Raw genomic sequence first — 12842 nt, 5'->3', positions numbered from 1 at the left:
GGCGGCACTTTGAGTGTCAAATTGAGCGATAGTCAGGTTGGGGTAATCTATCAGCTTTATAAAAACGGTTCTAATAGTCCTGCGATACAGACTGGTAGTGGTGGTCCCCTTACATGGAATTATATGGAAGCCGCTACTTATAGAATAGGATTTAAGTATAGTAACGGTCCCTGTAGTACAACTGAAAAATTTACCGGTTATGTCAATGTTACCGAAGAAGTTAATCAACAAATTTCAATCAATGGTGCTCCTTCAGGAACTGTATGCCCAGGTACTGGTTATACGTTGACTGCAAGTGGAGGTACAGGAACCTATACTTGGTACAATAATAACACTGGACAAAGTCTGGGTACTGGGTTATCAAAAACTGTATACCCTACCAATCCATCCATAGAGTATAAGGTAGTAGGACCAACAAATTGTGGATCTGATGACGGGTATGTAACCATAAATGTTAAACCCGTTGCAACCGCGCCCACAGTTACTACTAATATTACTCAAAGGTGTCAAGATGATACTGCAAAAACTGATTTTATTGCTAATAAATCAGTAACATGGACCATGCCTAGTTCAGAGGGTACAATTTCTGTAATTAGTTCTACTACTTGTCGTGTGACATGGAACCCAAATTTTGTAGGGACCGCAAATATTACGGCAACTTATGATGATGGTTGTGGAAACCCTAAATCAACAAATAAGCCAATAAATATTGTTGAAACCTTAAAAACATATTCAATAAGCACCAGTGATCCACAAAATAATAACGTATGTCCCGGTGGCACTTTGAGTGTCAAATTGAGCGATAGTCAGGTTGGGGTAATCTATCAGCTTTATAAAAACGGTTCTAATAGTCCTGCGATACAGACTGGTAGTGGTGGTCCCCTTACATGGAATAATATGGAAGCTGCTACATATAGAATAGGATTTAAGTATAGTAATGGGCCCTGTAGTACAACTGAAAAATTTACCGGTTATGTCAATGTTACCGAAGAAGTTAATCAACAAATTTCAATCAATGGTGCTCCTTTAGGAACTGTATGCCCAGGTACTGGTTATACGTTGACTGCAAGTGGAGGTGCAGGAACCTATACCTGGTACAATAATAACACTGGACAAATTCTGGGTACTGGGTTATCAAAAACTGTATACCCTACCAATCCATCCGTAGAGTACAAGGTAGTAGGACCAACAAATTGTGGATCTGATGACGGGTATGTAACCATAAATGTTAAGCCAGTTGCAACGGCGCCAAATGTTACGGCAAATATTACCCAAAGATGTCAAGATAATACTTCGAGTACAGTTTTTACAGCAGATAAGAATGTTTCTTGGGGTATTACGGAGGGAGCAGGCGAAATATATGTAATTGACAGTTCTAAATGTCGAATAGACTGGAATACAGATTTCTTTGGTACTGCAACAATTACAGCAACTTATGATGATTTATGCGAAAACCCTAAAGTTGGAAGTAAAGCCATTAGTGTAGTAGAAACACTTAGAGTATTTGAAATAAGTACAGATGATCCCTCAAATAACGTTTGTGAGGGAGAAACATTATCTGTGTTATTAGCAAATACCCAGGATAATGTTAGTTATGAGCTCCGTAAAGGTTATTATTCAAATAATGAACCTGTTCAATATGGTACTATACCTCAAAAAAATGGTAGTCAACTTTCTTGGCCAAGTACTGGGCCAGGTCAGTACTTTATAAAAGCCAGTTATATAAACGGGCCTTGTGCAAATACTACGGTCAATACTGGTTACATAGTTGTAACACAAGAAAACAATGGTGCTATAGATATAACAGGAGAACCTTTAAGTGTTGTTTGTCCTGGAACAAGTTTTACTTTAAATGCATCACCAGGTGAAAATTTTATTTGGACCGATGAGACTAACAATATTACAATACCAGGTTATAACTCAATTACAGTTTCGCCTACCGAAACTACTACGTATAGAGTCACCGGAAACGTTAATTGTGGAGAAGTTTTTAATGAGGTGACGATTGAAGTTAACGCTACTCCAGAGCCAATTTTGAATCCTCCAACAATTTGTCAAGGAGAAAAAGCGCTAGTTAGCGCTGGTGGAGTAGAGAATGCAGTTTATAACTGGTATGATAGCTCTAATAATTTATTAGAAACCAATAATACATTTGAAACTCCTATCTTAAATAATAATACATTTTACAAAGTTCAAGCGGTTTCTAATGATGGTTGTTCTTCAAATCTAGTTACTTTTCAAGTAACAGTGACGAGTCAACCAACTTGGTACAGTGATTTGGAAGACGGAGATGGTTTAGGTGACCCCAATGATACCTTAACCCAATGTGATAAACCAGCCGGTTATGTTTCTGATAATTCAGATTTATGCCCTACAATTAGTTCTTCAACTAATGATTGTACTTTCAACATACCAAGTAGTGATCCTTCTGAACATAATTATGTGTACACCCGAACTTATCAAAAAAGTGCAACTGAAATGCAGACTGACAGTGGTGTTAATCAAGATAATTTTGATTTTTTCACGGCTGACGACGGAGTAATTCAGAATATAACTTTTTTCGATGGCTTAGGTAGAACTTTTCAGCAAACGGCAATTGACCATTCTGCAAATAGTAAGAAAGACATCGTAACTTTTATGGAATATGATGATTTTGGTAGAATGGATAAAGATTGGTTGCCCTATGTGGTGGTCGATGAAAATTTAGCTACATTTAGGGTTGAGGCTGAAACAGAAACAAACACTTATTATCAAAATGAATATTTAGCTGATTTTCAAAATACAATCAACCCATTTTCAGAAAAACAATTCGAACCTTCCCCTTTAAACCGTATACTTAAACAAGCCGCTCCCGGCAACGATTGGGCATTGAATGAAAATGGCGACGACCACGCTATAGAATTCGCTTATGAAGCAAACAAAGCAAACGAAGTGCGCTTGTTCAATGTTAGTTTTATCAATGATAATACAGAACAACCAGAATTAGCGGAAGAAAATTTCTATGAGGCAGGTCAATTGTATAAAAACATAACAAGAGATGAAAACCACAGTGGCACCACAAAAAACCATACCACAGAAGAGTTTACAGATAAGCAGGGTAGGGTAGTATTGAAAAGAACCTATGCAGATGTACCTGGAGAGACCCAAGCACGGCATGACACCTACTACGTCTACGACGACTACGGTAACCTAACCTTTGTACTACCACCAAAAATGGAAGCTACAGATGCCGGTTTATCTACATTGATCAGTAATATGGATGCTTTAGGGTATCAGTATACATACGACCATCGTAACCGTTTGGTAGAAAAACAGATACCGGGAAAAGATGAGGAGTTTATAGTTTATAATAAGCTTGATCAGCCTATATTGACCCAAGATGCCAACCTTAGAGAAAACGGAGAGTGGTTATTTACGAAATACGATGCATTTGGTAGGGTTGCTTACACAGGTATCGCTACCTTAGGTTCTTTGGCAACTGTAAAAACGGATGTTGAAAATTCTAATGCTCCATTATGGGTTTCCCAGACGGGAACGTCTACTGTTTTTGGTGGAGTAACTGATGGAGTATTCTACACCTCTAATACCTACCCGGAAAGTAACACAGAAATTCTGACTATTAATTATTACGATAATTACGATGCTAGACCAACGAGTTTTCCAACTTCAATAAACATATTAGATAGTAATCCAACAAAAACAAATACAACAAATGTTAAAGACTTACCAACGGTGAGTAAGGTGAAAGTACTGGAAAACGATGATTGGATTACTTCTTTAAGCTATTATGACGAAAAAGGTAGAGCTGTTTATTCTTACAGTGAAAATTCTTACCTTGGTACTGTTGACATTATGGAAACAGCATTAGATTTTGTAGGTAAACCATTGAAAACAAGAACCGAACATAGAAGAGATTTGGACCCTGCAGTAAGTGGTGACGAAGTTGTTGTAGTAACCATAGATAATTTCACTTATGATCATGTTGGGCGTTTATTGAGCCAGACCCAATGTATAGGTGATGCAACCATGGGAACCACCTGTGAAAGTACGGGTGTTAGTACTGTGCAAAATAATTTATCTTTAACTGGCGCGATCAGTACTTTACAGATTGCCGGACAAAGTATAACAGTTACCGAAGCAACATTAACTGACGGTGCACATCTTAAAATTGACCCCAATGGTGGTGGCTCCGGTGGTGAAGAAGAACTTATCGTCTTCAACTCTTATGATGAACTTGGGCAGTTACAGGCTAAGAAAGTGGGTGGAGCCCCAGGTACTACCTATGAGAATACCGATGGTTTACAAACGGTTAATTATGCCTATAATGTAAGAGGATGGTTAAAGAACATTAATAATGATATTTTTGACGATAACGATCTTTTCAATTTTACATTAAGGTATAATGACCCAACGGTTGGGGATGCTCTGTATAATGGAAACATTAGTCAAACCAGTTGGAATACCTTAAATATTGATAATAACGTTAAGACCTATACGTATAGGTACGACGAACTAAATAGATTGTTACTGGCTAGTTTGAATATTGACGGAACTAATTTGATAGGTAACTATTATGTTGAAAATGCAAGCTATGATAAAAACGGCAATATTCTTAGTTTGCAAAGAAATTCAGATAGTTATTATAGACTCATTGATGTTTTGCAATATCAATATGCAGAGAATAGTAACCAATTATTGAGTGTAACGGATAATGCGTCTGATTCGGGTTACAATGATATTCAGTCTACAGAAGGTTTCTTTGACGGTAACAAATCTGGTGTTGATTACAATTACGACGCCAACGGCAACATGGTTTCTGATAAGAACAAAGGTATGTTTGTAAATGACCAAGATGCCATAACATATAACCACTTAAATTTACCAGTTCAAATTAGGGTGGTTGGGTCACCCATATATGGTAATATAAATTATGTGTATGATGCAACTGGGGTGAAACTAAATAAAGAAGTCTCAGGTACAAGTAGCGGAGAAACGGAGTATGCAGGCAACTATATCTATAAGAAATTGACTAATGCTAGTTCTGAACTTCAATTCTTTAGTCACCCAGAAGGCTATGTTTCTGTTGAAAATGGAGTTTACAAATATGTTTATGAGTACAAAGACTACCTTGGTAATACAAGGTTAAGTTATACAGATGAAAACAATGATAATAGTATTACCGTAAGTACTGACCCTATGGTTACAGAAATTGTAAAAGAATCTAACTACTATCCCTTTGGACTTGAACATAAAGGTTACAATAATGTGGTAAATGGTACGGAAAACAACTATCAAACGTTCCAAGGTCAGGAACTTGAAGAAGAGCTTGGAAAAAATACATTAGCCTACCAATGGAGAGATTATGACCCAGCGATTGGAAGATTTAATAAGATAGATAGATTTGCTGAAAAATATTACAGCCATTCACCATATCATTTTGCTGCTAATAATCCGATTATGTTTGTTGATATAAAAGGAGATAGTATAAATGTTGGTAAAAAATATCAGGCAGAATTCAATAAGGTTTTAGAATCTACTTTTGGAGATAAGGCATCAAACTTTAGTTATACCAAAAGTGGGAATTTAGTTTACAATGGCTCTAAAAAGGACTTTAAAGGAAGTGAAAACAAAATATTTAAAAAATTGTCTGGTGTTATAGGTGAAAAAACAACTACGAATATAATTTTTGAAAGTTCTTATACAGGAACTGATAAAAATGGCAACAGTTTTACTTTAGACCCTTCAAAATCAGGTGGAGAAGTGACTGCATTAACAGTAGAGAATACAAATCTATCAGAAAATTATGTCGTCATAGACCCTAACCATAGTGCCAATGTTGGTCCAATATATGAGGTCAATCAAGGATATTATACCCATAAGGCAAATGGAACTATACCTGGACCAAATGACCCACCAAACTTTACGATTAATAATAATGTAACATCAAATACAGCTATTTCCACAATGCACGGTATTGGTCACGTAATTTACGGAGGCAAAGCTCAAAACAATGTTATTAGTTTTGATAATATGATTAGGTCTGTTCATAAAGTGCCTAATGGCAGTGGAGGATTTAAGTCAAGTCCATTTAACCCAAGAAAGGTTGATGAGACACATAACAGAACTGTTATTAAGGGTACAGGAAGCTTAATAAAATAATAATGAAAAATATAAAGATAACACCAATAATATTTGCTTTTCTATGTTGTTTGTTAACGATGCAAGCACAGGAAAGAAATGCTTATTGTTCAAATCAAATAGCAGATACGCCAGTCACTAATGCTAAACATACAAATAAGGTTTATGCAACAAGTGTTAAGAATGGAAACGGAATTGAAATAATTATTAATAATACGACTAAAGATACTATATATTTATTCTCAAGTTATCTAAAAGACGATTATTTAAAATCTAAATACCTACATAGAGTAGATAAAAAAAATAAGATAAATAAGTTATCACTATTGCCATTAACACCATTCGTTTCTACGAAATACTCTGATAATATTATTATGGGAGAAGAAGCAATAATTAATAAAAATCAAATAGTGTATGACTTTATAGTGATACCGCCAAACCAATCCTACAAAAGGCTTCTATCTGAAGATATAATGACGGTTAAGGAAGTCACAAAGGATTTTGATTTAGCAGATTTAAATTTAAATAGCAGAGTAAAGTTTAAATCAAAAAACCTTGATAGGTGTAAAAAATTGAAGTCTGTAATGAAGACTATTGAGTTTGCTATTTATCGAGATGTTAATATGTTATGTGAGGAAAAAGCTTATTATACCAATGTTAGGGATTTTGATGTAGCATCTAAAAATTATGATATAATTAGAATCTCTTTGTGAAAAGGTAATTACAAACAATTATAAATCATAAAATCCCGCTGTGCGAAGTTTACAACTTCGTACCGAAATGAGTAGGCAATAACAGTAAGCAGAAATAGTAAGAATATAATTCTATTGCATATTTAAAATTTTAATAGATATTAAATTATAGTTAGTACGGCTACGAAGTTGCAAACTTCGCAGAGCTAGTAATAGTTGTTACTGCTATGAAATTGCGAACTTCGTAGAGCAAATAAGACACCACACAGCATTTTTAGAGTATCGGGCAATTTCCTAACTTACATTCATGTTCAATAATGAAGGTTATAAAATAAGAGACCAAACGAAACCACACTTTCTCACTTTTACCGTAGTAGATTGGGTGGATGTCTTTACAAGAAAGCGTTACAAAGACCTGTTGATAGAAAATCTAGGATATTGTATTAAGAACAAAGGTATGGTCATATTTGGTTATGTTATTATGAGCAATCATATACATCTCATTATACAAAGTAACGATGGTAAATTATCGGACCTTGTTCGTGATTTTAAGAAACATACAGCAAAGGTCATTCTGGCATCTATTCACGAAGAACCGGAAAGCAGAAGGGAGTGGATGCTAGAACGTTTTGAAACAGCAGCAAAAAAACATAGTAGAAACAAGAAGTATCAATTTTGGAAATATGGCAACCATCCAGAGGAGGTGTATTCAGATAAATTTCTTTGGTCTAAATTGAATTATATACATATGAATCCGGTTAGAGCAGGGTTGGTGGTCAAGGCTTCAAATTATTCCTTTTCTAGTGCCACTAACTATGTGCATGGGCAAGGTGTGCTCCAAATTACAAAAGTTGACAATCCAGTTATAGATGTTTTAAAAAGTTCAGCTTTTCTTAAAAGTATGTCTTGGTGAATGGTAACTTTTTAAGTTTTGAAGAACTAAACCCGTGATTATAAATAGATATTAAAAATAATGCTGCGAAGTTGAAAATTTCGCAAAGTGTTTTTTGAGTTAGCAAATCGTAGCTTTTCGGTTGCTAAAACTAGTTATAAACTGGTTGTTATAAAGATAAATTTCAACCGATTAAGTATGTTACATTTAAAAGGATTGATTGATACTAGAAATCAACGTTCAATTGAACCCTAAAAACACTAAAAATGAGGGGAAAACCATACAATTTACCGTTTTTACCTACGTTTTATAGTAATGCTTTTGTACAGCCATAAAATAGGGGTATTTTGTACTAATAAACCAAAACCTAACCACGCTTGAATCTTCGTAATTTTCTAGTAATATTTCTTCTATTAATAAGTTGTTTTGTAAATGCCCAAAGGGAGGCAGCCATTTGGTATTTTGGTGAAAATGCAGGGCTTGATTTTAACAGTGGATCACCACTAACTTTATTAGATGGTGCCTTAAATACTAGGGAAGGCTGTGCAACCATTTCAGATTTTAACGGCAATCTTTTATTCTATACAGATGGTATTACGGTTTGGAACCGAAACCACGTGCCCATGCCAAACGGCAATGGTTTATTAGGTGACCCGTCTGCAACACAATCTGCTATCATAATTCCTAATCCCGGAGATCCCAATATATATTACATTTTTACGGCAGACAAATTAAAGTTAGAAAATGGTATCAATTATAATGTTGTAGATATATCCCTTAACGGTGGACTAGGTGATGTCATTCAAAAAAACATACAATTGGTTACACCGGCTTCGGAGAAACTTACTGCAGTTACCCATGCCAATGGTACCGATGTTTGGGTGCTGACCCACGATGCTTTTGGCGATGCATATATGGCATACTTAGTTACAACGGCAGGAGTAAATCCTACTCCGGTTATCTCTAATTTAGGAATACACTTAACCACCTATTTTTATGAAGATGATTATCATGCCATAGGATACATTAAAGCTTCACCTAATGGTGAAAAAGTTGCAGCTGCACATGCCGGGTTAAATGTGGACGTAATGGATTTTGATACCGCTACCGGTGTCTTAACAAATGCAGTTGCCATATTGGATGCTACCGAGGAATATAAGGGTTTTTTTGGAATAGAATTTTCTCCTAGTAGCAGATTTTTATATACAAATAGCTCTAATTTTACTGAGTTATATCAGTATGATTTGGAGGCGGTTGATATAAAAAATTCAGTAGTCAGTTTAAATACAACAGAAATTACTTTTGGCGCACTTCAATTGGGTATAGATGGTAAAATTTATTTAACGGAGTATCTAAGACCAACTTTAAGTGTAATAGAAAACCCTAATGAAAAAGGTGCTGCAAGTAACTTAAATTACAGTTCAATTGATTTAGGGGGTAGGTTAGGGGTTTTAGGTCTACCACCATTTATAACCAGTTATTTTTTAGTGAACATTGATGTTGATGGTTTTTGTGCAGGAAACCCAACCACTTTTGAAAGTTCTATTAGTGCCACCCCAGTTTCTACCTTATGGGATTTTGGAGATGGTAACACATCTACCTTACAAAACCCAAGTCATACATATACGGCTGCTGGAGACTACACGGTATCTGTAACCGTGACTACGGCATCAGAGACCAAAACGGAGACTAAGGATATTACCATTTTTGAAACTCCTATTGCTGTTACACAAACAGATATAGAGGTATGTGTTGCGGAAGATAGCTATACTTTAGATTTAACCACGCTAAATAATGCAATTTTAGGTACTCTAAACCCATCAGATTTCACGGTTACCTATTTTTCATCACAAAATGATGCAGATACAAATAGTAATGCGTTGGCATTGAGTTATGATTTTCCGCTAGGGAGTACGGCGGTTTATGCACTAGTGTCTAATAGTAGCAATACAATTTGTTTTGATACAACCCAGTTCAATGTCATTGCCCAGCAAGAACCAACATTAGAAACTATAAACAATTGGACCATTTGCGACGATGACCTTGACGGATTTTACACATTTGATTTAACCGAAAAGAATACTGAAATTTTTAATGGTCAAGATGAAACTGTTTTTGATGTTGCCTATTTTGCTTCTCAAGCGGATGCCGATACTGGTTCTAATCCGTTACCTGTAAACTATACCAACACTTTGCCTAGTGAAGAAATTTTTGTGAGACTGGAAAATAGCTCACACATAGATTGTTATAAAACGGAAAGCTTTACTATCGAAGTGAGCTCCGGAGTGGTTGCAAATACTCCGTCTAACTTAGAAATGTGCGATGATAACAATGACGGTTTGGCAACATTTTCGTTGAGCGATACAGAAGCAGAAATCATTGGAACACAAAGTTCAACTAGTTTGGCAATATCATACCATACGACTATGGCAGATGCAGAAAGTGGTGTAAATGCAATAGCCAATATTTTTACAAATACAACTGCTTATAATCAAAGCATATTTGTAAGAGTAGAAAATGCATCGGACACTAGTTGTTATGCAACAACTAGTTTTGAATTGCAGGTTTTTGATTCACCACAAATTCAGACAGTCACAGATTGGAATGTGTGTGACAATGATAACAATGGTGTTGCTGTTTTCGACCTTACCCAAAAGAATGCGGAAATATTAGGAAATCAAAATGTAGCTGATTTTACGGTTCGTTATTATGAGAATATGGTAGATGCTGATATGGCTCAAAATGAAATAATAGGAACATTTCAAAACACTGCTAATCCTCAGACTATTTATTACAGCATTGTAAATACTAGTAATGCAAATTGTATTGTTACCGGTAGTTTTAGTATTTCGGTTTATAATACTCCGTTTGCGCAAGCTCCATCACCAATAATTCTGTGTGATGTCAAGGAAACAGGTGTTCAAACTATAGATTTGACCCAAAAAGATGTAGAGATTTTGGGAAGTCAAGACGTTAGCGAATATAATGTAACGTATTTCGCTTCTCAAACTGATGCTGAAAACAATACGAATTCTTTTGATTCATCGACATATAGCAATGTAATGAATCAAGAAACTATTTACGCTCGTGTACAACCTAATAATCTAGATAGTTGCTATGCCACGACATCTTTTGAAATTATTATCAATTCTTTACCACAGCCTAATTTGGAAGAACGTTATGTTATTTGTCCGGATAGTCCTGCCTTAGTTATTGATGGTGGAGATTTTGAATCGTGGTCTTGGCAGAATTCTGCAGGTGTAGAACTGAGTACTGTTAGAAATTTCAACGTATCAGAATTAGGAGAATATCTATTAAGGGTAAGCCAAACTACAAACGGAGTGAGTTGTGTAAACTCCCAATCTTTTGAGGTATTATCATCTGGTGCGCCAGAAACAATGGAAGTTGAGGTTAACGGATTTTCAGACCAAATAGATATTACAATTAACGCGACAGGAACGGGACCTTTTGAATATTCCGTGGATGGAGAAAATTATCAGGCAAGTAATGAGTTCAAAGTTTTCCCAGGAAAACATACCGTTTTTGTTAGGGATTTGGAAGAGTGTAGAGTTTTATCCGAGGAAATATTGGGTATTGGTTACCAACGATTTTTCACCCCGAATGGGGACGGCAACAATGAATATTGGAATATCATCGGTGGTGAACTGTATCCTGAATCCCAATTGTTTATTTACGATAGGTACGGTAAACTTTTGAAACAGATTAATTCAACTTCTAGGGGGTGGGATGGTTTGTATAATGGTGTATCTCTTCCTGAATCGGATTACTGGTTCAAATATACTTATGGAAATAATGAAGTAATAACTGGGCATTTTACATTAAAGCGCTGACAATAATTTTAATTGATTTATACAACACATCTAGTATAATTTCGTTCTAAAAGGAAGCCAGTTTTATAATCAAAAAATAATACATCTTCTAGATTTCTTCAGCAAAGAAATTGAAGTGTACATAAAACCGAATTTAATGAAGCAAACCATTGTATTCATTTGCATACTATTTATACTTAGTTCTTGTAGCAGCATTAAATCTATAGCCGTTAATGATGGTGCCTTGCCTTTTCTAGGTACAGTCGGCAAACAAGAAACCAACTTATTAAAATCTAAGTTTGTTCCCGTAGGGAGTCCTACAATTATAGAGCCAATTCAGGTTATGGCACAAACCATTCCTTTTGATAAAAGCTCTTTCAAGGCATATGAAACTACAAAAGAGTTGACTGGTAGCAAGTCTACTGTAACCTATATAGATTCATTACCGAATAAGCCTAAATATACAGTGTTTAGTTTGCACAATAAAGTTGGGTTAAAGGAGGTGATCAATCAAGAACAGAACCAAGAGCTTAAAAATTATTTGGTAGCAGATTCAGATTATAAAATAGTGTCCACGATTTCTGTTTTACTTACATCTGATTTAGCTGCGGAAATTTCAAGTGCAGATGGACTTTTTTTATCGACAGATAGTAATGGTTTACTTCAATTAGAAATTTTGAATGACAATCAAAAGCGCAAAATCACCATAACACAAGATGAACTTTTTGATTATACCGTTATGGGTGTATGTTGGAGTGCAAATAAATATGGAAAACCGATGATAGAAACCTTTTTAGAAGATGGTAAATGTCCGAAAGGAACAGAAAAAAATGCTAGTAGATTAAATGAATTACAATCATCTCTAAAACTATAAATATGCGCTGTATATATTCATTTTTATTGGTCGGATCTATAGTTTTTTTAGCTAGTTGTGAAGAAATATTGGAAGTGCCTGATATTTCTGAAGAAGAGGTTGTTCTTTTGGCACCATCGGATAGTTCGGTAGTCACACAAACAGAAATTAATTTCACTTGGCAAGAGGTATTTGAAGCTACGAGTTATCACGTGCAGATTGCCCAGCCTAGTTTTACCAATGCGTCACAAATTGTAGCAGATACCTTAGTAGTGGTAGATAGTACGTATATCGGCTCAAAAATAACTAGGACTTTATTGAATAATTCTTATGAATGGAGGGTAAAAGCACAGAATAGTGATTTTGAGACTCCGTATACCACCAACTCGTTCACTGTAAACTAAATGGGTATTTAATTATAGATGAAAAAACAGCAT

General features: G+C 35.4%; 6 protein-coding genes. All 6 read left to right on the top strand.

Annotated elements, in window-relative coordinates; genetic code table 11:
- Positions 1–21: 21 nt before the first annotated feature.
- A complete protein-coding gene (locus DFQ03_RS00660) occupies positions 22–6159 on the top strand; it encodes a DUF6443 domain-containing protein (RefSeq protein ID WP_208295873.1) in 6138 nt (2045 codons plus the stop codon).
- A 2-nt stretch (positions 6160–6161) separates the two neighbouring features.
- Entirely contained in the window at positions 6162–6851 is a 690-nt protein-coding gene (locus DFQ03_RS00655; protein WP_133671112.1) for a hypothetical protein, read from the top strand.
- Positions 6852–7137: 286 nt separating this feature from the next.
- Positions 7138–7743: an REP-associated tyrosine transposase gene (locus DFQ03_RS00650; protein ID WP_133671111.1), complete on the top strand. Its 606-nt coding sequence runs from the start codon at positions 7138–7140 to the stop codon at positions 7741–7743.
- Between the two features lie 356 nt (positions 7744–8099).
- The gene (locus DFQ03_RS00645) at positions 8100–11573 is read left to right on the top strand and encodes a T9SS type B sorting domain-containing protein (RefSeq protein ID WP_133671110.1); all 3474 of its coding nucleotides are present in this window, start codon (positions 8100–8102) and stop codon (positions 11571–11573) included.
- 136 nt (positions 11574–11709) lie between these two features.
- Positions 11710–12426, top strand: a complete 717-nt coding sequence (locus DFQ03_RS00640) for a hypothetical protein (RefSeq protein WP_133671109.1) — start codon at positions 11710–11712, stop codon at positions 12424–12426.
- Positions 12427–12428: 2 nt separating this feature from the next.
- Positions 12429–12809: a hypothetical protein gene (locus DFQ03_RS00635; protein ID WP_133671108.1), complete on the top strand. Its 381-nt coding sequence runs from the start codon at positions 12429–12431 to the stop codon at positions 12807–12809.
- The last annotated feature ends 33 nt before the right edge of the window (positions 12810–12842 follow it).

It is taken from the genome of Maribacter caenipelagi (genome assembly GCF_004364175.1).
GTDB lineage: Bacteria > Bacteroidota > Bacteroidia > Flavobacteriales > Flavobacteriaceae > Maribacter > Maribacter caenipelagi.
This window is presented reverse-complemented; position numbering and strand designations above follow the sequence as displayed.

Bases quoted from the DNA above. Each gene is read 5' to 3' on its own strand.
- DFQ03_RS00635 (WP_133671108.1), top strand. From the start codon at position 12,429: ATGCGCTGTATATATTCATTTTTATTGGTCGGATCTATAGTTTTTTTA.
- DFQ03_RS00640 (WP_133671109.1), top strand. From the start codon at position 11,710: ATGAAGCAAACCATTGTATTCATTTGCATACTATTTATACTTAGTTCT.
- DFQ03_RS00650 (WP_133671111.1), top strand. From the start codon at position 7,138: ATGTTCAATAATGAAGGTTATAAAATAAGAGACCAAACGAAACCACAC.
- DFQ03_RS00655 (WP_133671112.1), top strand. From the start codon at position 6,162: ATGAAAAATATAAAGATAACACCAATAATATTTGCTTTTCTATGTTGT.